General features: G+C 73.7%; 18 protein-coding genes. 9 read left to right on the top strand and 9 right to left on the bottom strand.

The genetic code is table 11. The features are described 5' to 3' along the window. Positions 1 to 113: 113 nt before the first annotated feature. The 3 genes from AB0I91_RS42320 (at position 114) to AB0I91_RS42310 (ending at position 5,886) form a co-directional block, all read left to right on the top strand. Entirely contained in the window at positions 114 to 4,523 is a 4,410-nt protein-coding gene (locus AB0I91_RS42320; RefSeq protein WP_499641894.1) for an nSTAND1 domain-containing NTPase, read from the top strand. Between the two features lie 4 nt (positions 4,524 to 4,527). Further along, the gene (locus AB0I91_RS42315) at positions 4,528 to 5,370 is read left to right on the top strand and encodes a hypothetical protein (protein WP_499641893.1); all 843 of its coding nucleotides are present in this window, start codon (positions 4,528 to 4,530) and stop codon (positions 5,368 to 5,370) included. Positions 5,371 to 5,475: 105 nt separating this feature from the next. Continuing rightward, on the top strand, positions 5,476 to 5,886 hold the full coding sequence (locus tag AB0I91_RS42310; protein ID WP_498773408.1) for a hypothetical protein: 411 nt from the start codon (positions 5,476 to 5,478) through the stop codon (positions 5,884 to 5,886). Positions 5,887 to 5,931: 45 nt separating this feature from the next. On the opposite strand, the gene AB0I91_RS42305 is transcribed toward AB0I91_RS42310, so the two are convergent. Then, positions 5,932 to 7,383, bottom strand: coding sequence for a trypsin-like peptidase domain-containing protein (locus tag AB0I91_RS42305; protein WP_499641891.1), 1,452 nt, complete (start codon positions 7,381 to 7,383; stop codon positions 5,932 to 5,934). Then, a complete protein-coding gene (locus AB0I91_RS42300; protein ID WP_498773404.1) occupies positions 7,383 to 8,021 on the bottom strand; it encodes a hypothetical protein in 639 nt (212 codons plus the stop codon). Before AB0I91_RS42300 ends, AB0I91_RS42305 begins: the two co-directional genes overlap by 1 nt. A 119-nt stretch (positions 8,022 to 8,140) precedes the next feature. Between AB0I91_RS42300 and AB0I91_RS42295 the strand changes: the two genes are divergently transcribed. Continuing rightward, positions 8,141 to 8,599: a YkvA family protein gene (locus tag AB0I91_RS42295; protein ID WP_498773402.1), complete on the top strand. Its 459-nt coding sequence runs from the start codon at positions 8,141 to 8,143 to the stop codon at positions 8,597 to 8,599. Positions 8,600 to 8,602: 3 nt separating this feature from the next. Here the strand turns inward: AB0I91_RS42295 and AB0I91_RS42290 are convergent, their stop codons facing one another. Then, positions 8,603 to 9,304, bottom strand: coding sequence for a lysophospholipid acyltransferase family protein (locus AB0I91_RS42290; RefSeq protein ID WP_498773473.1), 702 nt, complete (start codon positions 9,302 to 9,304; stop codon positions 8,603 to 8,605). A 110-nt stretch (positions 9,305 to 9,414) separates the two neighbouring features. Between AB0I91_RS42290 and AB0I91_RS42285 the strand changes: the two genes are divergently transcribed. Genes AB0I91_RS42285 through AB0I91_RS42270 form a run of 4 tightly spaced genes read left to right on the top strand, consistent with a single transcriptional unit; the run spans position 9,415 to position 13,315 of the window. Continuing rightward, complete coding sequence (locus AB0I91_RS42285) at positions 9,415 to 10,605, top strand: PP2C family protein-serine/threonine phosphatase (protein ID WP_498773400.1); 1,191 nt, start codon at positions 9,415 to 9,417, stop codon at positions 10,603 to 10,605. Then, positions 10,605 to 12,098: a sensor histidine kinase gene (locus tag AB0I91_RS42280; RefSeq protein ID WP_498773398.1), complete on the top strand. Its 1,494-nt coding sequence runs from the start codon at positions 10,605 to 10,607 to the stop codon at positions 12,096 to 12,098. Before AB0I91_RS42285 ends, AB0I91_RS42280 begins: the two co-directional genes overlap by 1 nt. Then, positions 12,095 to 12,532, top strand: a complete 438-nt coding sequence (locus tag AB0I91_RS42275; protein ID WP_498773396.1) for a response regulator — start codon at positions 12,095 to 12,097, stop codon at positions 12,530 to 12,532. Before AB0I91_RS42280 ends, AB0I91_RS42275 begins: the two co-directional genes overlap by 4 nt. Before the next feature lie 27 nt (positions 12,533 to 12,559). Further along, positions 12,560 to 13,315, top strand: a complete 756-nt coding sequence (locus AB0I91_RS42270; RefSeq protein ID WP_499641888.1) for an alpha/beta fold hydrolase — start codon at positions 12,560 to 12,562, stop codon at positions 13,313 to 13,315. Here the strand turns inward: AB0I91_RS42270 and AB0I91_RS42265 are convergent. The 5 genes from AB0I91_RS42265 to AB0I91_RS42245 all read right to left on the bottom strand — a co-directional run bounded on the left by AB0I91_RS42265 (position 13,308) and on the right by AB0I91_RS42245 (position 19,059). Next, the gene (locus tag AB0I91_RS42265; RefSeq protein ID WP_499641886.1) at positions 13,308 to 14,306 is read right to left on the bottom strand and encodes an MBL fold metallo-hydrolase; all 999 of its coding nucleotides are present in this window, start codon (positions 14,304 to 14,306) and stop codon (positions 13,308 to 13,310) included. The two genes, AB0I91_RS42270 and AB0I91_RS42265, sit on opposite strands and share 8 nt — an antisense overlap. Positions 14,307 to 14,315: 9 nt before the next feature. Further along, positions 14,316 to 15,590, bottom strand: coding sequence for a glycosyltransferase 87 family protein (locus AB0I91_RS42260; RefSeq protein WP_498773391.1), 1,275 nt, complete (start codon positions 15,588 to 15,590; stop codon positions 14,316 to 14,318). Then, positions 15,580 to 16,824, bottom strand: coding sequence for a glycosyltransferase 87 family protein (locus AB0I91_RS42255; RefSeq protein ID WP_499618383.1), 1,245 nt, complete (start codon positions 16,822 to 16,824; stop codon positions 15,580 to 15,582). Before AB0I91_RS42255 ends, AB0I91_RS42260 begins: the two co-directional genes overlap by 11 nt. After that, the gene (gene mptB / locus AB0I91_RS42250; protein WP_498773387.1) at positions 16,817 to 18,409 is read right to left on the bottom strand and encodes a polyprenol phosphomannose-dependent alpha 1,6 mannosyltransferase MptB; all 1,593 of its coding nucleotides are present in this window, start codon (positions 18,407 to 18,409) and stop codon (positions 16,817 to 16,819) included. Before mptB ends, AB0I91_RS42255 begins: the two co-directional genes overlap by 8 nt. 380 nt (positions 18,410 to 18,789) lie before the next feature. Next, positions 18,790 to 19,059 (bottom strand): GNAT family N-acetyltransferase, encoded by a 270-nt coding sequence (locus tag AB0I91_RS42245; RefSeq protein WP_498773385.1) that lies wholly within the window; start codon positions 19,057 to 19,059, stop codon positions 18,790 to 18,792. A gap of 63 nt (positions 19,060 to 19,122) precedes the next feature. On the opposite strand from AB0I91_RS42245, the gene AB0I91_RS42240 reads away from it, so the two are divergent. Next, positions 19,123 to 20,139: an LLM class flavin-dependent oxidoreductase gene (locus tag AB0I91_RS42240; protein WP_499641884.1), complete on the top strand. Its 1,017-nt coding sequence runs from the start codon at positions 19,123 to 19,125 to the stop codon at positions 20,137 to 20,139. Positions 20,140 to 20,854: 715 nt separating this feature from the next. On the opposite strand, the gene AB0I91_RS42235 is transcribed toward AB0I91_RS42240, so the two are convergent. After that, positions 20,855 to 24,724, bottom strand: coding sequence for a thioester reductase domain-containing protein (locus AB0I91_RS42235; protein WP_499641882.1), 3,870 nt, complete (start codon positions 24,722 to 24,724; stop codon positions 20,855 to 20,857). Positions 24,725 to 24,753: the final 29 nt, after the last annotated feature.

The following is a 24,753-nucleotide window of genomic DNA, read 5'->3' as shown; positions in this document are numbered from 1 at the left end:
GACGGGCCTCCACACCCCGTCCGCGGCCCGCGGTGCGCCCGCCACCCGCGCTCGCCCGGTGGAACCGCTGGCCCGGCCCAGTAAGGTTCGGGCGGGCGAGACGAGGGGGCGCTATGGGGGCGCGGTCCGGCTTAGCGGACTTCGGGCGGTACGAGATCCGCGAGCTGCTCGGGCAGGGCGGCATGGGCGTGGTGCACCGCGCCTACGACACCGTCCACGACCGGGTCGTCGCGCTGAAGCGGCTCTCCGCCGCCGCGACCGACCACGAGTACCGGGCCCGGTTCCAGCGCGAGTCGCGCATCGCCGCCGCGCTCAGCCACCCGAACGTCATCCCGGTCAACGACTTCGGCGAGGTCGACGGCCACCTCTTCCTCGACATGATGCTGGTCGAGGGCACGGACCTGCGGCGCGCGTTGGGCGCGGGCGAGGTCGACCCGGTCCGGGCGCTGAAGGTCCTCGGCCAGGTCGCCGCCGCCGTGGACGCCGCCAACGAGCGCGGCCTGGTCCACCGGGACGTGAAGCCGTCCAACATCCTGATCGCCGCCGACGACCACGCCTACCTGGCCGACTTCGGCATCGCCCGGGAGACCTCGCCGGAGGCCACCGCGCTGACCCGGTCGGGCGACCTGATCGGCTCGTGGGACTACATGGCGCCGGAACGCCTGTCCGGCGGCGCGGTCGACGGCCGTTCGGACCAGTACTCCTTGGCGTGCGTGCTGTTCGAGTGCCTGACCGGCCGGCTGCCGCACCCGGCCACCGACCCCGCCGCGAAGGTCGCCGCCCACCTGTTGCAGCCCCCGCCCGCGCCCTCGGTGTTCAGCCCGACCGTCAGCCCCGGCCTGGACGCCGTGGTGCTGCGCGGGCTGGCGAAGGACCCGGCGCGGCGGTTCGAGTCGGCGACGGCGCTGATCACGGCGGCGGAGGCGGCCGCGTTCGGCGGCGACACCGCGCACGCCGCCCGGCCGACGTCGCCCGGCCCGGGTGAGGACCAGGACCGGCTGGTGCGCGCGATCCTCCGCTCCACGAGCAGGCCGCGCACCTCGCGCCCGCAACCGCAGGCCACCCCGTACCCGGGCCTGAGCGGGTTCGAGCGGGCCGACGCCGAGGTGTTCCACGGCCGCTCGCACGTCGTCACCGAGCTGCTCGTCCGCCTGGCGGAGCAGGTCCGCGGCGGTGAGCCGGTGGTGCTGGTCGGCGCGTCGGGCGCGGGCAAGTCCTCGGTGCTCAAGGCCGGGCTGCTGCCCGCGCTGGCCGCCGACGGCGACGAGACGTGGCCCCAGGTGGTGCTGACGCCGGGGGTGGACCCGGTCGGCAACCTGGCCGCCGCCATGGCCGCCCGCACGACGATCGACGCGGCGCGGTGGGCGCGGCTGATCCGCGAGTCGCCCGGCCGGTTCGGCGAGTGGTGCGCGGGCGTGACGCGGCCGGTGATCGTGGTCGACCAGTTCGAGGAGGTGTTCAACGCGCCGGAGGCGGACCGGTTGGCGTTCGCCGCCGCGTTGACCGCCGCCCGGCCCGCGCTGGTCGTGCTGGCAGTCCGGGCGGACCTGGTCGACCGGTGCATCGAGCTGGCGCCGTTGCGGCCCGCGCTGGCCGCGCCCGTGCTGCTCGGCCCGTTGGACGCGACCGGGTTGCGGCAGGCGATCGTCAGCCCCGCCAAGGACTTCGGCGTGGAGGTGGAGCCCGGCCTGCCGGAGCGGATGATCGCCGACCTCGGCGTGCGCGGCGAGATCGGCTACGACCCCGGCGCGCTGCCCCGGTTGGCGCACGCGCTGCGCGAGTCGTGGCTGCACCGCGACGGGCCGGTGCTGACGCTGGCCGCCTACCGCCGCGCGGGCGGCATCGACGGCGCGGTCTCGCGCACCGCCGAGGAGATCCACTCGGCCCTGGACCCGGTGGGGCGGCAGGCGTTGCGCGCGATCCTGCTGCGGCTGGTCGCGGTGCTCGACGACGGCGCGGTGGTCCGGCGGCGGGTCGACCCGCGGGAGTTCGCCGCGCAGCGGCACGTGCTGGACCGGTTGATCGCGGCACGGCTGGTGACCGTGGACGGCTCGGGCGCGCGGCTGAGCCACGAGGCGCTGTTCACCGCGTGGCCGAGGCTGCGCGACTGGATCGAGGAGGACCGCGCGGGTCTGGTGCAGCACCGCCGGTTCACCGACTCCGTCCGGGCGTGGGTCGAGTCCGGGCAGCACGACGACGACCTGTACCGGGGCGTGCGGCTGGCGTCGCTGACCGCGTGGCTGGAGTCGGCGCGGGACCGGGTGCGGTTGCAGCCGGTCGAGCAGGACTTCCTGGCCCGGTCGACGGCGGCCGAGCACGCCGGGCAGCTGGCGGCGCGCAAGCGCACGAACCGGTTGCGCGGCTTGGTGGTGGCGCTGAGCCTGCTGCTGGTGGTCGCGTCGGTGGCGGTCGTCGTGGCGACCCGGTTGCGGCAGTCCGCGCAGGCCGAACGGGACCGGGCGGACACCGGGCGGCAGCAGAACCTGTCGCGGCAGTTGGCGGCGGAGTCGGCGTTGGCCAGGACGGTGGACCCGCGGCGGGCGGCATTGGCCGCGTTCGGCGCGTGGCGGGCGAGCCCGACCGTCGAGGGGCGCAGCGCGCTGCTGTCCGCGACCACCGACGCCTACCGCGGCCGGATGACCGGGCACGTCGGCGCGATCAACGCGCTCGCGGTGAGCGAGGACGGGAAGGTCGCGGCCTCCGGCGGCCGGGACGGCACCCTGCGGCTGTGGGACGTGCCCTCGCGCCGTGAGCTGGCCGTGCTGGACGACAAGGGCGGCTGGTACCGGACGGTGTCGATGAGCGCCGACGGTCGGCTGCTGGCCACCGCCGACCCGGACACCAAGAAGGTCGAGCTGTGGGACGTGCCGGCGCGCAAGAGGGTCTTCACCGTGCCGGGTCGGGCGGCGGACACCGCGCTCTCCCCGGACGGCGGCACGCTCGTCGCCTACACCGATCGCGGCGTGGTGCTGTGGGAGACGGCCGGGTTCACCGAGCGGGCGGTGTTCGCCGCCCGGCCCTCGATCCGGATGGCGTTCCTGCCGGACCCCGGGCTGGTCGCGTTGACCGACGGCAACGACGTCGCGGTGCACCGGGCGGGTGACGGCGCGCTGGTCGCGAAGCTGACCGGGCACACCGGCGAGGTGAGCGCGCTGGCGTTCGCGCCGGGCGGCGGGCTGCTGGCCAGCACGGGGATGGACGCGACGGTCCGGTTGTGGGACACCACGACGTGGACGGCGCGCCGGACGTTCAGCGCTCCCGAGGTGGGGCTGAGCTCGGTCACGTTCACGCCGTCCGGCTCGGCCGTGGTGGCGGGCGCGGTGGGCTCGAGCGTCTACTCGTGGGACCTGGCGACCGGCGACCTGCTGACCCAGTACGCGGCCGGGTCGGTGACCACGTTCGCGGTGGTCATGACCGCCGACGGCCACACCCTGCTCAGCTCCGACTCCACCGGCGTGATCACGGTGTGGTCCTACCAGCGGACGACGCTGGGCCCGCGTGACGCCGTCCTGCTCGGCACCGCGTTCCAGCCCGGCGGCGACCTGCTGGCCACCACCAGCGGCAACGGCGTGGTCCGGCTGTGGGACCACCGGAACTCGCGGTTGGCGCACGAGCTGAAGGCCCACGGCGACGACGCCTACGACGTCGCGTTCAGCCCGGACGGCGCCGAGCTCGTCACCGTGGACGAGAGCGGCCTGCTGGTGGTGTGGAAGGCGGCGACGGGCGCGGAGCTGCGCCGGTTCTCCCGGCCCGGCACGGAGTTCACCTCGGCGAGGTACAGCCCGGACGGCCGGACGATCGCCGTCACGGGCCGCACCCCGACCGGGTCGCAGGAGGACCGCGACGAAGTGCTCCTGCTCGACGCCGCCGACCTTCGGCTGGTCAACCGCCGGGCGACGACCCCGGAGCCGCGCAACACCCCGGTCAACGGGGTCGAGCCCAACTACCCCACCGGCATCTCGTTCCACCCGAACGGCCGCACGCTCGCGGTGACGTTGTCGGGCGGCCGGATCGGGCTGTGGGACCTGGTGGACCCCGGCACGGAGTGGACCATCCTGCCCGGCCACGACGGCGTGGCGATCGACGTCGAGTTCAGCCCGGACGGCTCCGTGCTGGCCACGGGAGGCGGTGACCGGCTGGTGAAGCTGTGGCGGGTCAAGGACGGCGTCGAGGTCGGCGTGCTCACCGGCAACGACGCGCCGGTGCGCCGGGTGGCGTGGAGCCCGGACGGCAGGACGTTGGCCACCGCGAGCCAGGACACCGTGGTGCGGCTGTGGGAGGTCGACGGCGCGCGGCAGCTGGCGCGGCTGGACCGGCACGGCGCCGAGCTGAACGACCTGGCGTTCGACCCGAGCGGCGAGCTCATCGCGTCGGTCGGCGCGGACGGCACCGCCCGGCTGTGGAACCTCGTGCCGGACCGCGCGGTCGAGGTGCTGTGCGGGTTGCTCGACCGCGAGTCGCTGGCCGAGGAATGGCGTGCGCTCGGACCGGACCGGGGCGACCCGCCCGGTTGCCCGGAGTAGCGCCGTGCCGAGGGTGGTGGTGCGTGGCGCGGGCCTGGCTTCGGTGGTGCTGGGGCCGGGCGAGTCGCTGCTGTTCGGACGCGCGCCGCACGGCGTCGTCGGCCCGGCCCGCCCCGGGCGGGTGGTGGTCGCGCTGCCGGACTGCGCGCCGCACGTGTCGCGGCTCGTCGGCGAGCTGGCGGTCGGCGCGGACGTGGTGTCGTTGACGTGGCTCGGCGCGGGCGAGGCGCAGCTGTCCAGCCTGTTCGACGCGCCGGGCGGCGCGCGGCGGGTGATCCTGACCCGGTCGGCGACGGCGTTGCTGGACGTCGGCGAGAACCAGCTGGTGCTGCTGCTCGGCCGGCGCGGCCACGGCGACGGGTTCGCCGACCTGCAGCTGACCATCGACGTGGAGCGCGCGCCTGCGGCGTCGGAGGTGGCGTTCGGGGCGGACGGTGGCGACACGCGCACCGGTCCGGGGTTGGTGCGGGGCGGGCGGGACTGGTTCGTCGCGCTGGCGCTGTGCGAACCGTGGCTGGTCGGCGCGGACGACTACCCGCGGCCGCCGTCGAACCGGGAGATCTTCGAACGGGTCCGCGAGTGGCACGGCTACACCTGGAACCTGCACCGGCCGCAGCGGGTGGACGACGCGATCCGGGCGATCTCGGCGATCGCGTTCGGCGCGGCGGACGACCCGTTCCTGGCCGCGCACGCGGGCCGGCTGCAGAACACCAGGTTCGCGGTGGCGCGCCGGGCCGCCGAGGTCCGCCTGGTGACCGCCGCCGACCTCGCCGAGGTGCAGCGGTCGGCCCGGAACCGGAAACTTCCACCCCCGCCGTCCTCGCCCGGCCACCCGCCTGCTCCGTAGCGTCAGCGGTCAGGGGCGCCGGACGGTCGCCCCACTCCTCACGGCACCCGACCGGTCCCGCCCGCGGCGACCGGGTCCGCGCCGTACCCGGAAAGGACCGCCGCCATGGTGCAGCACGACTCCCCCGACTCGCCGACCACCGCCCGCCACGCCGAGCCGCGCGCCAGGAAGGGCGCCGGGATCGTCGTGCTGCTGGTGCTGATGACCCTCGCCAACGCCTTCACGCTGGTCGTCGCCGTCGTGGGCTGGGTGGACGAGGTGGACCACGGCGCGGAGTGGGGCGACGACTCGTTGCAGCTCGTCGTCTTCGTGGCGCTCGCCGGTCTGGTCGCCCTGATCGGGCTGGTCGGCGCGTGGTTCACCCGCAAGTGGGGGCCTCGGCTCTACGTGCTGACGAGCGGGTTCAGCCTGCTGTTCGGCCTGATCATCTCGGGCGGCGCCGGGTTCTCGCCCCTGTCCCTCGTCGCCCTCGGCCTCGCGGTCGGGCTGTGGCTGCACGCCGAGAGCAAGTGGTAGCACCGGGGCCGGTGCGTCCGTTGTGGACGCACCGGCGGCCCCGGGTCAGGACCGCGGTGCGGTGGGCTCGCCCTCGTCCGGCCGCACGACCCGCGCGGTCGGTGACCCGTCGGTGGACCGGACGGTCGGCGACTCGTCGACCGGCGGCTCAACGGTGGGCTCTGCGGTGGGCTCAGTGGTCGGCGTGACCACCGGCGGCTGGACCGGCGCGACGACCTCGGTGGCCCGCACCGGGATGCCGAACGGCGGGGTGTCCACATCGGACACCACCGGCGGCGGCCCCACCGGCGGCGGCCCCACCGGCGGCACGGGACCCGCGGGCGACAGCCGACGCCTGCGGGTCAGGGCGATCGCCGTGCCCGCCGTCGCCGTGGCCACCGCGACACCGCCGCAGAGCACCGCGAGCCCGATCAGCAGCGAAGCGCCGCCACCGGCCGACCCACCGCGGTCGACCGCGAGCCGCCGGTACTCCGCGGCCTGCAGGTGACCGGGCGAAGCGGCCAGCACGTCGTCGAAACCCTCCACCGCGCCGTCGAAGTCGTCCGCGAAGTAGTGGTCCAGCGCGGCCCGGTAGTCGCGGTCGTGCGCACCCGGTTCGACCTTCACGTCCTTGCCCGCCAGGACGTCCAGCAACGTCGAGGACGCGGCGGCGAAGTTGAACGACTGCGTCTCCCCCGGCGAGCCCTGGCTCACCAGGCCGACGACCCGGCCGTCCATGTCGACCACCGGCCCACCGCTCATGCCCTGCGTGGCCGCCGCGCTGAACTCGTAGAACGGCCGGTCGTTCTGCGTCCGCCGCGCCGACACCTGGCCGTTCTTGTTGCTCGGCTCCAGGCTCGGGTCGACCGCCGCGCCCGCCGAACCGGGGTAGCCGATGGCCAGGATCGGCGTGCCGACCGCCGTCTGCTCGGCCCTGATCTCCAACGACGGCAGGTTCTCGCGCGGCACCTTCAGCACCGCCACGTCGCCCTCGGTCGGCGCGACGAGGTCGACCACGGTGGCCGGCGCGACGTCCCGGATCGGGCCGTCGCCGGTGGCCTCCATCCGCTCGACCGCGATCGCGCGGTCGACCGGGCGGTCCGGGTCCGCGCCCTCGGCGACGGCGTGCTCGGCCAGCTGCGCCTTGGCCTTGGCCCGGTCCACGACCCGACCGGCCGCCGCCAGATCCTCGATCGCCGCGTCGAACAACGCGCCCGCGCCGCCCTGCGGTCCGGTGTGGACGCAGTGGCTGGCGGTGGCCACGTGCCCGTCCGGGCTGATCACCACACCGCTGCACGTCGCCTTCACGACGTAGCCGTTCGCGCCGCCGAACACCTCGCCGGTGCGCCTGTCCCGCACCCACCCGTGCCACTCCACGGTGATGAGCACGATCGCCGGCCGGGCGATGGCCGCGGCCAGCTCCTCCGGGCTCGACGGCTGCACGACGGAAGCGGCGGCAGCGGGAACAAGAGCCGGAGCGGCGGCCAGCAACGCCGCCGCGACGAGCGCCGCGCGCATCAGCCGTACACCCCGAACCCGGCGGTCCGCGCCCACACCGACCGGTAGCCGCGCGAGTTGCTCTCCACGAGCTGGGTGCCCTGGCAGGCGTAGTCGTCCACCTCGTGCCGCACCTGTTCCGACGGGATCGTCTGGGTCTCCACCAGACCCCGCTGGTCGTAGTAGGCCCAGGTGAACTCGGCCTTGGTCTGGTTGCCGTAGGTGATGGCCTTGTCGGTGGCGGTCCAGGTGAACTCGATGACCCCGTTGCCGACGAGCCGCAGCGCGTTGCCCTGGTAGGTGCCGTGGAACACCACGTCGTCCATCCGCTCGGTCCCGGTGCCGTCCGGCCGGAACTCGTACGCCCGCCCGCTGGTGACCATCGGGAGCGGGTCCACGCCGTTGTAGAACTTGACCATCACCTGCTCCTCCACCGTGCGCCACGAGCCGATCAGGCACAGCGGCGGCCCGACGGGGCGGGTGGTGTCCGCGCGGGCGGTCGGCGAGGCCCTCCCGGCCGCCACCGGCGCGGCCTGCCGGGGACGGTCGTCCGCGAGGACCACGGCGGTCAACCCGCCGGCCGCCAGGACCGCGCACGCGGCGACGACGAACAGCACCACGACGACGGATCGCGCCGGTAACCGGGGGGAATCGCTCACCGGGCCATCGTATGGACCGACCCGTCCGGGCCGTGAGCCGGTTGATCCGGAAGTTTCCGCGCCGTGACCCGACGCCCGCTCCACCCGCGTGGACGCCTCACCGCCACTACCATGGACGTGTGATCTTCCTCAGCGTGGTCCTCACCCTGCTCGGGCTGAGCACGCTGCTCCTGCGTGACGACGAGCTGCTCGGCCTGCCGCCGGTCGTCGCCGGCTCCGGTCTGGTCGTGCTCGGCGTGGCGGCCGGCGTGCTGTGGGTCGTGCGCCGGCGGCGCCGGTGGGAGCGCAAGGGCGAGCCCCGCCCGGTCGGCACCGTGATCGACCGGGCCAAGGCCCTGCCCCGGCTGCTGCGCGAGCGCAAGGCCTACGGCCTGCCGACCAGCACGATGGCCACGTGGGCGTTCGCCGTGCTCTACCTCGTCTCCCCGGTCGACCTGCTGCCCGAACTGCTGCCGCTGATCGGCGTGACCGACGACGCGGGCGTGGCGGTCTGGCTGCTCACCAGCGTGTCCACCGTCACCGGCCAGTACCTGCGGTGGGAGCGCGAGCGCTCCGGCAAGGCCAAGAAGGCCCGCTGACGGTCACGGGTTCGTCGGTGACGGCAGTTCGCGCACGCCGCTGAGCAGCGTCGTCACGGCGGCCATGATCCGCGCGGTCGCCTCGTCCAGCACGGCCTTGGTCGGCTCCAGCCCGTACAGGTCGGACAGGTCGACCTCCGCGCCCGCCACCACGGACACCTTCCGCCACGGCCGCGGCACGAACTTCCCCGGCGGCAGCAGCTCCCGGGTGCCCCACTGCGCCACCGGCACGACCGGCGTGCGGGTCGTCAACGCCAGCCGCGCCACGCCGTTCTTGCCGCGCATGGGCCAGCCGTCGGGGTCGTTGGTGAAGGTGCCCTCCGGGTAGACGATCACGCACTCGCCCTCGTCCAACGACGTGCGCGCGTTGTCCAGCGCCTTGCCGGCGCGCACGCTGTCGCGGTCGACCGGGATGTGCCGCCCCGACGACATCACCCACCCGAGCACCGGCGCCTTCCACAGGCTCGCCTTGGCCAGGTACCGGGGCACCCGGCCGGAGGCGAGCGCGAACGCGGTCAACGTCACCGGGTCGGCGAAGGACAGGTGGTTGGAGGCCAGCAGCACCGCGCCCTCGCGCGGGATGTTGGTCCGGCCCGCCATCCGCATCCGCACGAACAGCACGACCAGCGGCCACAGCACGTCAATGGCCACGGAGTACCAGAAACCCCGGCCCCGCCGGGGCAGGCGGGTCGTCAGCGCCACCATCTGGGAGAACGTCACCCCACGATCTTCGGTCATGGCCGCGGGCGCCGTCACCGCGCCCCACCGCACCGCCGTCACCCCGTCCTGATCGAGTTCGACTAATCTCCTCCCCCGTGGCAGGGCTCCCCGCACCGCGGACCGCGGTGAACCGGATCAACGTGCTCCTCGTGGAAGACGACGAGGGCGACGCCGTGCTGGTCGAAGCCCTGCTGGACGAGGTCGAGGCGGACGTCGCCCTGCACCGGGCGCGGACGCTGCGGGAGGCGGAGGGCCTGCTGGCCAAGGCGGACTGCGTGCTGCTCGACCTCGGCCTGCCGGACACGACCGGGCTCGACGGCCTGACCAGGCTGCTCGCCCACCCGGCGCCGGTGGCGATCATCGTGCTCACCGGCCTCAACGACGAGCACCAGGGCACCCAGGCGGTGGCCCAGGGCGCGGAGGACTACCTGGTCAAGGGCCAGGTGGACGGCGTGGGCCTGGCCCGCAGCATCCGCTACGCGGTCGGCCGCAAGCGGGTCGAGGAGACCCAGCGCCAGCTGCGCGACGAGAAGCTGCTCGCGGCGGAGAAGACCCGCCTCGAACGCGGCCTGCTGCCGTCGCCGATCATCCACGGCGACGACATCGGCTGGGAGGTCAGCTACCGCCCCGGCGGCAGCCGGATGCTGCTGGGCGGCGACTTCTACGACGTCGTGCGCACCTCCGACGGCACGCTCCAACTGCTGATCGGCGACGTGTGCGGGCACGGCCCGGACGAGGCCGCGATCGGCGTGTTCCTGCGCATCGCCTGGCGGGCGCTGGTGCTGGCGGGCCAGGAGCCGTCCCGGGTGCTGCGCACGCTGCACGAGATCCTGGAGCACGAACGCCACCAGCCCGGCCTGTTCACCACGGCGTGCATGGTGACGATCTCGCCGGACCGCCGGTGGGCGCGGGTCTACCTGGCCGGGCACCCGGAACCGATGCTGCTGGTCGGCGACCGGGTGGTGGAGCTGCCGCGCGACCGCGCCGGGCTGCCGCTCGGCGTGCTGCCGGACAGCACGTGGAGCGGGCTCGACGTGCCGTTGCCGCCGGGGTGGTCGATGCTGCTCTACACCGACGGCCTGGTCGAGGGCCGCGTGCACGGCGACACCGAGCGGTTGGGCTCGGAGCGGCTGATCGACCTGATCGGCGAGATCACCAGGGAGCGACCGGACTGGACGCGCACACCGGCGACGCTGCTGGACGACCTCATCAGCCGGGTGAAGGAACTCAACGGCGGGGAGCTGGACGACGACATGGCCGTGCTGCTGATCTCGGACCGCGCCTGATGGACTACCGCAAGCGCTGGCCCGCGAGCAAGCTCCTGGTCGCGGCCGTCGTGGTCCTGGTCGTCATCTGCGCGGGCGCCATCGGCAGCCTCCTGATCGCGCTGAACGGGCTGACCTCCGCCCGCACCGAGCTGCTGGAGCGGATCGACCCGGCCGGCCGCGAGGTGCTCGAGATGCAGACCGCGCTGGTCAACCAGGAGACCGGTGTGCGCGGGTACGTGCTCACCGCCAACCAGGCGTTCCTCGCCCCCTACACCGACGGGCGGCAGGACGAGCTGGACGCGGTGGAGTCCGCCCGCTCCCTGCTGTCGGCCTCGCGACCCGACCTGCTCGGCGACTTGGAGGAGGTGCGGCGGCTGGCGGACGACTGGCGGCAGAGCTACGCCGACCCCCTGGTCGACCTGGTCTACGTGTCGGGCATCCCGCAGACCACCCTGGTCGACGCCGAACGCGGCAAGGCGCTGTTCGACCGGGCGGCCGAGGCGATGGCGGCGTTGAAGACCAAGGTCGAGGAGGCGTCCGCCGCCGGCCGGGCGAACGTGTCGAACGTCGCCACGCAGGCGTTCTTGCTGGTCATCGGGCTCGGTCTGCTGCTGGTGCTGAGCATCGCCGGGGTGGCGGTGATGCTGTACCGGATCGTGATCGCGCCGCTGACGGGGCTCGCCGCGGACGTGCGGCAGGTGTCGTCGGGCGACTTCGCGCACGCGGTCGAGGCGGGCGGGCCCCGCGAGACGGTGATGCTCGGCCAGGACGTCGAGGCCATGCGGGTGCGCATCCTGTCCGACCTGGAGGAGCTGCGGCGGTCGAACTCGGAGCTGGAGCAGTTCGCCTACGTCGCCTCGCACGACCTGCAGGAGCCGTTGCGCAAGGTGGCGAGCTTCTGCCAGCTGCTGGAGCGGCGCTACTCGGGCCAGCTCGACGAGCGCGGCGAGCAGTACCTGCGGTTCGCCGTGGACGGCGCGAAGCGGATGCAGGTGCTGATCAACGACCTGCTGGCGTTCTCCCGGGTCGGCAGGCTCACCCGCGAGCAGACCCTGGTGGACTGCGACGAGCTGGTCGCCCAGGTGCTGGACAACTACTCCGAGGTCGTCGAGCGGACCGGGGCGACGGTCGAGGTGGCGGACCTGCCCACGGTGCGCGGCGAGGCGTCGTTGCTCGGCGGGGTGTTCGGCAACCTGATCAGCAACGCGCTGAAGTTCCACGGCGAGGAGCCGCCGCACGTGCGCGTGGACGTGGACCGCACGGGCGATTCCTGGACGTTCACCATCAGCGATCAGGGCATCGGCATCGACCCCGAGTACGCTGAGCGGATCTTCGTGATCTTCCAGCGCCTGCACCACAAGGACGACTACCCCGGCACCGGCATCGGGCTGGCGATGTGCCGGAAGATCGTGGAGTACCACGGTGGCACGATCTGGCTGGACACCAGCGAGGGCGACACCGGGACCACCTTCAAGTTCACGCTGCCGGCTGTAGAGGACGACGAGCAATGAGCAACCCGTTGAACGTGATCGACGTCCTGCTGGTGGAAGACGACCCCGGCGACGCCCTGATGACGCAGGAGGCGTTCGAGCACCACAAGATCCGCAACCAGCTGCACGTGGTGCGCGACGGCGTGGAGGCGCTGGAGTTCCTGCGCCGCCAGGGCCCGTACGAGGACGCGCCGCGGCCGGGGCTGATCCTGCTCGACCTGAACCTGCCGAAGATGGACGGCCGCGAGGTGCTGGCCGAGATCAAGGCGGACGAGGCGCTGCGGCCCATCCCGGTGGTGGTGCTGACCACGTCGGAGGCGGAGGAGGACATCCTGCGCAGCTACAACCTGCACGCCAACGCCTACGTCACCAAGCCGGTCGACTTCGACCGGTTCATCGAGGTCGTCCGGCAGATCGACGACTTCTTCGTGACCGTGGTGAAGCTGCCCCGCTAGGCCGGGCCTGGTCCTGGAGGAGTCGTGATGGGCACCGTGACCTCGAAGGACGGCACGACGATCGGGTTCTCGCGGGTCGGTGTCGGTCCCGCGGTGGTGCTGGTGGACGCCGCGTGCTGCTTCCGGGGCGGCGGCCCGATGCCCGACGTCGCGGCGGCGCTGCGGGGGTACACGGCCTACACCTACGACCGCCGGGGCCGCGGCGAGAGCACGGACCGCGGACCGTACGCGATCGACCGCGAGGTGGAGGACCTGGCGGCGGTCGTGGCGGCCGCAGGCGGCTCGGCCTTCGCCTACGGCTTCTCGTCGGGCGCGGTGCTGGCCCTGCACGCCGCGGCGGCCGGGGTGCCGATCACCGCGTTGGCGCTGCTGGAGCCGCCGCTGTCGTTCGAGGAGCCGACCGGACCCGACGTGCGGGACGAGATCAACGCCCTGGTGGCGGCCGGGCGGCGCGGTGACGCGGTGGTCCGGTTCCAGGTCGCGTGCGGCATCCCGGAGGAGTTCACCGCCGGGATGCGGCGGTCACCGGGCTGGCCGGCGCTGGAGGCGATGGCCCACACCACCGCCTACGACCTGACCATCACCGGCACTCCCCCGGACCTGGCCTCGATCACCACGCCGACGCTGGTGCTCGACAGCGCGGGCAGCGACGAGCGGCTGCGCGGGTGGGCCGACGGCGTGGCCGAACGCCTGCCGAACGCCCGGCGCCGCACGGTGGCCGGCGACTGGCACGGCGTGGCGCCGGACGTGCTCGCGACCGTGCTGGCCGAGCACTTCAGCTGAGCGCGTACCGCACCGCGCCGTCGGCCTCCTCGGCGGTCAGCAGGCCGCGGTGGACCAGCACGTCGAGGTGCGCGGCCGTCTCGCCGGTGGCCAGCACCTGGTTGAACAGGTCGAGCTCGGCGAACCGCCGACCACGCCTGGTCCAGCCGAGCTTGCGCGCGGTCTCGAAGGCGGTGCCGGTGCCCGCGCGCACGGCGTCCAGCGTGGCCGTGAGCCGGTCCTCGTGGTGGGCGAGCAGTCCGTCCACCCTGGCGTGGCTCGACTCGGTCACGGGGCCGTGCGCGGGCAGCAGCCGCAGGTCCGGGTGCTCGCGGACGAGGCGCAGCGAGTCGAGGTAATCGCCCAGCGGCAGCGCGGGCCGGGCGGGCTCGAAGCCGATCGACGGCGTGATGTGCGGCAGCACGTGGTCGCCGGCGAACAGCAGCGACGACTCGACGTCGACGAACACCACGTGCCCGCGGGTGTGGCCGGGCGTCGGCAGGACCCGCAGCACCCGCTTCTCCAGGGCCAGGTCGCTCTCGCGGAGCCACTCGTCGGGCTCCTCGTAGTCGCGCAGCTCGGCCTCGCCGACCGACTCCACCACGGCCCGCCACCGCTCGGCCAGGTGTGGCGCGCCCCACTTCGCCAGGTCGCGGTAGCCGTCCCGGCGCCGGGCGGTGATCTTGGCCAGCGAGGGCTGCTCCCCCGCGCCGAGCGCGATCTTCGTGCCGAACCGGCGGCGCAGGGCCACGGCCATCGTGTAGTGGTCGCGGTGGACGTGCGTGACCAGGAAGCGGCGGACGTCCTCGAAACCACGCCCGAGCTCGCCCAGCGCCGATTCCAGCGCCGTCTCGCCCGCGTCCAGGGCCCAGCCGGAGTCGATCAGGACCAGGCCGTCACCGTCGTCGATCGCATACACGTTGACGGTGTGCAGCCCGTCGTTGGGCAGGGGCAGCGGGATGCGGTAGACACCGGGCGCGACCTCGAAGACTCCGGGTTCGGTCCACTCCATCCCCGGATCCTACTTGCCGGTAACCTCGGCTCGGTCCGCCAGTGGCGCGTTCGCCGGCGCGCGCCGCGCCACCGCCTTCACCACGAACGGGATCACGGCCAGCGTGAGCAGCGCCAACGCCGGGTACGCCCACCCGATCGCGGACAGGTAGCCGGGCCTGGGGATGGTCCAGATGGTGGGCTGCCGGTCGAGCTGGAACGCGATCACGTCCCAGAACATGATCGGGCACCACAGGACCAGCAGCACGCCACGGGCCCACGGCGCGATCCTGGTGTGCACCAGCCAGATCAGCAGCGGCGCGATCCACACCCAGTGGTGGTCCCACGAGATCGGCGACAGCAGCAGGCCGAGGACCTGCACGACCAGCACGCCGATCAGCACGTCACCCGCCCGCACCGCGGCGCGCAGCGCGAACCCGGCGAGCACGACCGACACCACGACCGCGAGCACCCACGGCCACGTCATCTCGACGTCGTAGCCGAGCGTCCGCGACAACGCGCCGCGCAACGACTGGTTGTGCGCGGTGGCGATCGGGCCGACCCGGTCGGCCGCGCCGAGCAGCTCGAACCAGTAGTGCTTGGCCTGCGCCGGGTCCACCAGGAAGCCGAGGCCGACGCTCGCCGCGAACGCGACGACCGACCACACCGCCGCCGAGAACCGGCGCGTGGCCAGGTAGTACAGCCCGGAGATCGCCGGCACGAGCTTCACGCCCGCCGCCAGGCCGATCCCGATGCCCGCGAGCCGCGAGTCCCGGGCCGTCATGGCGCCGAGCACGACCGCCGCCAGCAGCAGGTTGACCTGGCCGAAGTCGAACGTGTGCACCACGGGCTGCATCCACAGCAGCACGGCGGTCCACAGCAGCGCCCGGCGCCGCCACAACGCCGCGTCCGCCGTCCAGCCCTCGCCCGCCACGAAGCGCAGGGCGACGCGCACCATCCAGTACAGGCACAGCCCGGAGAGCAGCCGCAGCGCCCACTGGGCGACGACCCACGGCAGCCACGTCATCGGCAGGAACACCAGCGCGCCGAACGGCGGGTAGGTGAACGGCAGCGGGAAGTCGGGCGGCGAGTTCGGCGAGGTGACGTCGTAGAGGTCGCCGGAGAGCACGTGCGGCGCCAGCGCCCAGTACACGTACAGGTCGATCGTCTCGTTGCCGAACCCGGTGACGATCGTCCAGCCGCGGCCCACGACGGACGCCACCAGCAGCAGGGGTGCGGCGACCAGCAGCCACCGCTCCGCCTTCACGAGCACGCGCGCCGCGGGCGACGTGGGTTCAGCTGACACTGGGCTCGACCTTCGACGTGGTGGCGGACGGCGTCGCGCCGACCGGCTCGCGGGTGTCGGCGCGCAGCGCCGTCGGCATCACCGCGAGGGTGAGCAGCCCGAGCAGCGGGTAGCACCACCCGAGCGCGGCCAGCGGCCACGGCCGGGGGATCTCCCAGATGGTCGGCTGCTGGTCGATCAGGAAGGTGATCAGGTCCGCGCCGGTCACCACGACCCACGCCGCGGCGACCGCCAGCACGGGCCACGTGCGGCGCGCCCCGTAGACGGCCCACAGCACCAGGGGGATCACCCACACCCAGTGGTGGCTCCACGAGATCGGCGAGAGCAGCAGCCCGAACAGCTGCACGGCGACCACGGTGGCCAACGCGTCCCCGGCCTTCACCGCCGCGCGCAGCGCGAATCCGGTCAGCACCGCCGACACCACCACCGCGAGCAGCCACGGCCACGTCATCTCGACGTCGTGGCCGAGCGTCCGCGACAACGCGCCGCGCAACGACTGGTTGATCGCCGACCCGACTGGGCCGACCCGGTCCGCCGCGCCGAGCAGCTCGAACCAGTAGCGCCACGAGTCGGCGGCCGAGGCGGCGAAGCCGACGGCCACGGTGAACGCGAAGCCGACCGCCGTCCACACCGCGGCCTTGAACCGGCGCGTGACCAGGAAGTACAGCACCGAGATCGCCGGGGTGAGCTTCAGCCCGGCCGCGACGCCGACGCCGAAGCCCGCCACCAGGTGCCGGGTGGCGACCATGGCGGCGAAGGTGCCGGCGATCAGAACCAGGTTGATCTGCCCGAAGTCGAGCGTCTTGCGCACCGGCTCGCACCAGAGCGCCAGCGCCGTCCACAGCAGCGCCCGGCGCGACCAGCCGGCGTCGAACGGCCGACCCGACCTCGCGGCGATCAGCGCCAACGCCGTGCGGACCAGCCACCACAGGCAGACCAGCGACAACACCTGCCACGCGATCCGCGCGGCCACCCACGGCAGCCAGGACAGCGGGAGGAACAGCACGGCCGCGAACGGCGGGTAGGTGAACGGCAGCGGGAAGTCCGCCGTGAACGGCATGTCGATCGTGTAGAGCTGATCGGTGAGCAGGTTCGGCGCGAGGCTCCAGTAGACCTTGAGGTCGATCATCCCCCAGCCGCTCGGCACGCCCAAGCGCCAGAAGTACCAGCCCAGCGACAAGCACAACACCAGCGGCGCGAACCTCAGCACCCGCTGTTCGACCCGTTCAACCACCCGTGCTCCCGCGCTGCTTCCCGGCCCCGTCCGGCTCGCCCGCCACGTCGTCGTCCTCGGCGGACGGCGACTGCTCGACGGCGGGCGGCGGCGCCTGCTCGACGACCCGCGTCGGCTGGTCGACCTCGCTCGACCGCGCCCGCAGCTCGGTCAGCAGCGACCACACGGGTTGGCGTTCCAGCAGCGACCGGCCGACCCACACGCCGATCAGGACGGTGACGGCCAGGTAGGACCACCACACGACGGGGTTCGCCGAACCATAGTGCCAGCGGGCGACGATCGTGCCGTCGGGCAGCGTGATGAGGACCATCCAGACCGAAAAGCCCGCGGCGAACGCGAGCCACCGGTCCTTCCAGGCGAACGCCGCGGCGAGCGCCAGGACCCAGGTGAAGTACCACGGGAGCACGGACGGCGCGAGCACGGAAGCGGCGAGCAGGGCGATCGCGGCCCGCCGCACGGCGTCCACGCCGCCCGCGCGGGCGAGCCACCACTGGCGGACCAGCACGGCGGCGAGGACGTACACGCCCACCGACCGGAAGAAGCCGAGGAAGCCCTCGTAGGTCGCGCCCGGGATGTGCCTGCCGACCGAGTAGTAGAGCAGCTCCGCGACGGCGCAGGGCAGCGACATCCAGGTCAGCAGCGGCGTCTGGCTCTGCAGCACGTTGACCCAGCCGAGGTCGACCCCGGCGATGATCGTGGACAGCGCGAAGACGCCGGCGAACGTGATGCCGCCCACCGCGCACGCCTGGAAGAACCGCTGGCGGGCCGGGCCGGACATCCGCGCCACCCAGACCCAGACGAGGAACGGGATCACCAGCACCGCGGTGGCCTTGACCGCGGTCGCCAGGGCGATCACCGCGATGCCGCGCACGTGCTTGCCGTCCAGCACCATCAGCACGCCGACGGCCATCAGGCCGACCATCAGGATGTCGTTGTGCGCGCCGCCGATGCCGACGGCGATCACGAACGGGTTCGCCACGGTCAGCCACAGCGCGATCGACGTGCGCCCGCCGAGGTGCCGGACCAGGCCGGGCATCGCCCACGCGAGCATCGCCAGCCCGCTGAGCACGGCGAGCCGCATGAGGACCGCGCCGATGATGACGTTGTCGCCGGTGACCGCGACCACGGCCTTGGCCACCAGGAGGAACAGCGGCCCGTACGGCGAGGGTGTGTTCTGCCACAACGACGCCACGTTGCCGCCCAGCGACAAGGGCAGCACGGACGCGCCGGTCGTGTAGGGGTCGAACCCGTGCAGCGCGACCGCGCCCTGGGCCAGGTAGCTGTAGACGTCCCGGCTGTACAGCGACGGGCCGATGAGCAGCGGAGCGGTCCAGACGGCGGCGGCCAGCACCACGCCGCGCCCGTCGACCTGGCCGGCGCGCACCATCCGCCCGAGCCGGACCCACGAGTAGACCAGCAGCGCCACGCCGACGAACACCACGGCGGTGGCGAGGTCGCGGCCGTGGCCGTACCGCACCGCGTTGAGGATCGTGCCGGTCAGCAGCGGGTCCCGGCGGAGCACCGCGCCCGCGCCGACGCCGCCGAGCGCGATCAGCAGCCCGCCGAGCGCGCCGAGCCTCAGCACCCGCGGTGGGACCTGCCGGAGAACCACCGACCACGTGCCCGTCCGGCGGGTCGGGCCATCCGTCCGTGCGCCACTTCCGCTCACCTCAGCGGTCACAGCCAGGCCCACCTCATCGGTCTCGTGATCGGTCCTCGTCCCCGTCGACCGCATCTGCTGTCGACGACATCACCATCATGGCGGGGATCAAAGACGAGTGAGGCCACGATCAGTAATGTTGACACGATCAGCTACCACTGTTGACCAAAAGCCGCCTACTTAGCCGTGTTGTTACCCCCCTTTGTGATGATTCACACGAAGAAGCAACCCTGGCGGGGTATGCGCTGGTGAGCCGGGTCCACTGTGCGTCGGCGCGGCGTGCGCGCCCGGAGCGGGGAAAAACGTCACCCGGTCCGCAGTTCGGGGTGCTTCTCCAGGTAGCCGCGCACGAAGGAGCATTCGGCCACGACGGTCCGGCCCTTGGCGCGCACGTCCTCGAGCGCGTGCCGGACGAGCTTGCCGCCCAGGCCCTTGCCCTCGACGGCGACCTCCGTGTGGGTGAACGTGACGACGCCGTCCGCCGAGGTGTACTCGGCGAAACCGCCGAGCTCGCCGTCCAGGTGGACCTCGTAGCGGGACAGCTCCGGGTTGTCGGACACGGACACAGCGGTCACGGGTGCTCCTCCACGTTCCGGTTCGGTGGGTGCCACCGTAGTCGCAGCGGGCAAGATTGTCGGATGGACGTGTACCTGCTGATCCTGGGCGATCACCTGCCCAACCCGTACACCGGTCGGGCCGTGACCGAGTGCGAACGGCTGCGGGCGATGGTCGAGCAGGCCGTCGTGGCGGAGGAGTCCGGTTTCACCGGGGTGGCGATCGGCGAGCACCACTTCACCCGGTACATCGTGTCGGCGCCGGAGCTGCTGCTGGCCACGATCGCCGACCGGACGTCGTCGTTGCGGCTGTCCACCGGGGTGACGCTGCTGGCGCACCACGACCCGGTGCGGGTGGCGGAGACCTTGGCCACGCTGGACGTGCTGTCGGGCGGCCGGGCGGAGCTGATCGTGGCGCGGGGTGTGTCGCAGCGCACGGACGTGGCGTTCGGGGTGCAGGACGACCTGCGGGCGCGGTTCGACGAGAACCTGCGGCTGCTGCTGCGGCTGCTGGAGGAGAAGCACGTCACGTGGGAGGGCAAGTACCGCAGTCCGCTGGTGGACGTCACGACGACGCCGCGCCCGGTGCAGCAGCCCCGGCCGCTGGTGTGGATCGGCAGCGGGTCGGCGGTGTCGGCGGACCTGGCGGTGGAGCTGGAGCTGCCGTTGATGCTGCCGAGCACGTTGCGCGACCCGAGCACGCACCGGCCGGTGGTGGAGCGCTACCGGGCGGCGATGGGCGGTGGTGGGCGGGTGGCGTTGCCGAGCCACGTGTTCGTCGCGCCGACGGCGGCGGAGGCGCGGGCGACGTGGCGGCCCCACCTGGCGGCGTACGCGGAGTTCGCCGACCCGTGGCGCGGTGACGGCGAGGCGGACGTCGACGTGCTGATGGAGGGCGCGGCGGTGTGCGGCGACCCGGCGGAGGTGACCGAGCGGCTGAACCGGGTGACCGAGCTGCTCGGCCTGGACGCGCAGCTGGTGATGGTCGACATAGGCGGTCTCCCGCACCAGGCGGTGCTGGACACGATCCGCCTGTTCGGCCGGGAGGTCCTGCCGAACCTGACGCCGGCGCCGGCCCGAGCCGCGGACCGCGCGTCCTGAGCGGTGATTGTGGGTAGCCCGGGGGGGAAGGAGGTTGCCATGGTCCAGCCACAACCGCCCCCCGGGCGGCCCGTGCCCACGCCACCCCCGATGCCGCAGCCGCCCCGGGAGCCGTCGCCGAGCACCGAGCCGCCGATCCCGCCCACGCCGGAGCCGCCACCGCCCAACAAGCCGGCGCCGAACGAGACCCCGCCAACGGGGTGAGGGACGGCTAGGGGACCAGGAGGTCCGGCTCCGCGCCGTCGGTCCGGCCCCGGTCATTCGCCCTGGTGAAGGGCTCGGCGTCCAGGGCTGACCGGGTGGTGGCGGTGATCCGATGCACGTCGCCGCGTTCGCCCTGCGGAAGCGGTGCGCCTGCCCGTTCCCTCAGGGTGGCGGCGGTGCGCCAAGCGCGGTCCGAGACCGGACGCCACGCCCCAGGAGCAGCCTGAACGCGGTGTGCCACACCCGCACCGTGCCTGTCACGTTCTCCGGGCCCACCGGCCGGCGCCACCGTCACCTCTCGACGCCGCTCGCCGAGCGTGCCGCGCAGCACCCGGTACCGGGCCGGCGCGTCGACCAGCGGTAACGCCTCGGCGTACCGGCCGCGTCGTCGATCGCCGAACCACGCCCGGCGCGAGCCGGGTCTTGCCCACACCGCCGGGCCCGGTCGGGGTGACGAGCCGCGGTCCAGCCGCTCGTGAACGGTGGGCGTCGGGGGTGCTGTCGGTGGTCGTCATGCTCCCTCGCTCCGGGTGGGAGGTGGGAAGTGGCCGGCGTCGACGAAGAACTCCACGTAGGCGCGGAACAGCTCCTCGGTCACCGGAGGGCAGTCGATGCCGCTCCCGTCGAGCGCGACCGCGGTGTCGGTGACGTCGATGGGCGGGTAGAAGGACGCGCTGTCGGCGGTCATCACCCGGAAGGCGTCGAGCAGCGGGACGAGCGCGTTGTCCCGGTCGGCGCCGACCTCGGCGAACCACTCGTCCGGGTTCCGGTCCGCGACGGTGTAGCCGAGGGACCGCAGCCGGCGCACCAGCTCGGGCAGTTCGACCCGGTGCTCGCTGTGGAGGTGGAAGGTGCGGCCCGCCCTCCGGCGGGACAGCTCGACGATCGCCGTGCTGACGTAGTCCACCGGCGCCAGGTGGAAGTAGCCGCCGACGCCCGCGGGGGCGGAGCGGGCCTGGATGATGCCCTTGAGACTGAGCCAGACGAAGTCCCGCGTCTGGCAGGCGCCGTTGGCCCGGTCACCGGAGATCACGTCGACCCGGTACACCGACACCGGGATACCGCGGTCCCGCGCCAGTTCCACGACCTGCTCGGACACCCACTTGGTACGCAGGTAGCCGCTGGGCAGGGCCTCGGCGGGGCCCGTCGGGTCGGTGGTCCTCAGCGCCCCGCCGCCCGGCGCCGCACCGGCGAAGACGCCGACCGTGGAGACGTGGTGCACCGGCACGGTGCGGTGCCGGGCGGCCAGCCGCAGCACCTCCCGGGTGCCGCCGACGTTGGCGTCCTTGAGGTCGCCGTACGCCCGCAGCCAGTGCACGGTCGCGCCGGCGTGGTAGACCACGTCCACCACGCGGGCCAGCTCGTCGAACAGCTCCTCCCCCAGCCCCAGGCGCGGCTGCGCCAGATCGCCCGCGTGGACGGCGAGCCTGACCGGGTCGACCTCGTCCCAGACCCGGTAGTACTCCAGGTTCTCCCGCACCCGGCGCAGCCCGTCCGCGTCGTCGGTGGCGCGCACCAGGCAGTGCACGATCGCCTTCGTGGTGCGCAGCAGGTCGCGCAGCAGGAACGCGCCGAGGAAGCCGGTGGCGCCGGTGAGGAACACGTGCTCCGGGTCGTCGACCGTGGTCGACACCACCTCCGCGGCACGGATGTCGTCGTCCAGCACCACGTCGGCGGTGCAGTCCTCCCGATCGGCGCTGTCGGACCGGACCAACTCGGCGTGCAGGAACGCGGCGAGCGCGCCGGGTGACGGGTGGTCGAACACCAGTGTGGGCGGCAGGGCGGTGGCGCACCTCGTGGCGAGCCGGTTGCGCAGCTCGACCGACACCAGCGAGTCGAAGCCCAGGTCGCCGAACGCCTGGTCCGCGCCGATGCCCTCCGGCGAGGCGTGGCCGAGCACGGCGGCGGTCTCGGCGAGCACGACGTCGAGCACGACGCGCCGCTGCTCGTCGTGGCCCAGGCCGTCGAGCAGGTCGGCCAGCGCGTCGTCGGCGGTCTCCTCGTTGCGAGCGGTCCCGCGCGGCGGGGTGCGGACCAGGCCGGACAGCAGTGGCGACGTGCCCTGCCCGCGCAGCGCGGCCAGGTCCAGCGGCGTGGCGACGACCGCGGGCAGGCCGGTGCCCAGCGCGCGGTCGAGCATGGCCGGGCCGACGTCCTGGGTGATCGGCAGGAACCCGCCGCGGGCGATGCGCCTGCGGTCGGTTTCGTCGAGGTGGCCGCTGATGCCGCCGTCCTGCTCCCACAGGCCCCACGCGACGGAGGTCGCAGGCAGGCCGAGGGTGGCGCGGTGCTCGGCGAGGGCGTCGAGGAAGGTGTTGGCGGCGGCGTAGTTGGACTGGCCGGGGCCGCCGATCACGCCCGCGATCGACGAGAACAGCACGAACGCGGTCAGCTCGCGGTCGCGGGTCAGCTCGTGCAGGTGCCAGGCGGCGTCGACCTTCGGCCGCAGCACGGCCGAGAGCCGCTCCGGGGTCATCGAGTCCAGCAGGCCGTCGTCGGCGACGCCCGCGGTGTGCACGACCGCCGTCACCGGGTGCGTGTCGAGCAGCGCGGCCAGCGCGGCGCGGTCGGCCACGTCGCACGCCGCCACGGTCACGTGCGCGCCGAGGCCGGTCAGCTCCTCGACCAGCTCGGTCGCGCCGTGGCTGTCCGGGCCGCGCCGGCCGGCGAGCAGCAACCGGGTCACGCCGTGCTCGGCGACCAGGTGCCGGGCGAACGTCGCGCCCAGCGATCCGGTGCCGCCGGTGATCAGCACGGTGCCGGCCGGGTCCCACGCCGGGTCCGCCACGGGTGCCGGCGCCCGGTCCAGCCGCGGTGCGAACACGCGCCCGTCGCGCACGACCAGCTGTGGCTCGCCGGCGTCGACCACGCCGCCCAGCGCCTCGAGAGACGCCTGCTGGTCGTCCACGTCGACCAGCACGACCCGGCCCGGCGCCTCGGACTGGGCGGAGCGCACCAGGCCCCACACGGCCGCCGCGCCGAGGTCGGCGACCGTCGTGGTGGGCGCGATGGCACCCCGGGTCAGCACGACCAGCGGTGTGCCGGTGAGCCGGCCGTCGGCCAGCCAGTGGCGCACCACGTCCAGGACACGTGCGGCCACCTCGTGCGCCGCGGTCACGGTGTCCGCGCCGGGTGCCGACGCAAACGGCGCGAGCACCGCGTCCACCGGCTTGTCCGCGACCGCCACGGCGGCTGGGTCGGCGAACCGGTGCGGGTCGAGGACATCCACGTCGAACGGTCCGGATTCCAGCACTCCCCACCGCACCGCGCGCCCCGGTAACGACACGGGCCGCCAGGCCACCCGGAACAGGGCGTCCTGGCCGCGTCCGCGGGCCCTGGCCAGGACTTCGGCCGCAGGGGGGCGGGCCAGCACGCCGCCGACCGCCGCCACCGGCCGGCCGGTGCGGTCGGACAGCAGCAGCGCCACCTCACCGTCCGCGCCGGGGACCTGCCGGACGCGCAGCGCCGTCGCACCCGTCGCGAGCAGCCGCACGGCCCGCCAGCGGATCGGCTCGCCGTCCACGCCGACCCGCAGCGCGGCCTCCAGCAGCACCGGGTGCAGGCCGTACGCGCCGGCCTCTCCGACCAGGTGCGCCGGCAACGCCACCTCGGTCGCCGGGGCGTCCGGGTCGAACGACGCCGCAGTGGTGCCCGTGCTCACCCGGCCGGAGGCGTGCAGGGTCCAGGGGCCGTCCGAGTCGCCGGGCCGGGCGTGCACGGACAGCGGGTGCGAGCCGTCGTCGCCCGCCAGTCCCACCCGCACCTGGAGTTGCGCGTCGGCCTTGCCGTCGAGCACCAAGGGCACGTGCGCGACCAACTCGTCGACCACCGTGCAACCGACCTCGTCACCCGCGCGGATCGCCAGTTCGAGCAGCACGACGCCGGGCACGACGTCGTGGTCGGCCAGCCACGGCTGCGCCTTGACCGACAGCAGGCCGGTGAGCAGCACGTCTCCGGCGTCGGCGAGCGTGACCGCCGCGCCCAGCAGCGGGTGCTCGGCCGCGCGCAGGCCAAGCCGGGCCGGGTCCGCGGACTCCTCGGCCTTCACCCAGTAGCGAGACCGTTGGAACGCGTAGGTCGGCAGGTCCACCCGGCGGGCGCCGCTGCCCTCGAAGAACGCGGACCAGTCGACGGCGACACCGTGGGCGTGCAGTCGCCCGATCCCGGAGACCAGCGCCTCGGCGTCAGGCACGGCGCGACGCAGCAGCGGCACCGCGGCCTGTGCCCGGTCGCCGAGCACCTCGCCGACCAGGGCGGTGAGCACCGCGTCCGGCCCGACCTCGACGAACGCCGTCACGCCCGCGTCGGCCAGGGTGCGCACCGCGTCGGCGAAGCGGACCGGCTCGCGGACGTGCCGCACCCAGTACTCCGCGGTGTTCAACTTCTCAGCCGGTTCCCCCGTCACCGTGG

This window comes from Actinosynnema sp. NPDC049800, assembly GCF_040656635.1.
Taxonomy (GTDB): Bacteria; Actinomycetota; Actinomycetes; order Mycobacteriales; family Pseudonocardiaceae; genus Actinosynnema.
This window is presented reverse-complemented; position numbering and strand designations above follow the sequence as displayed.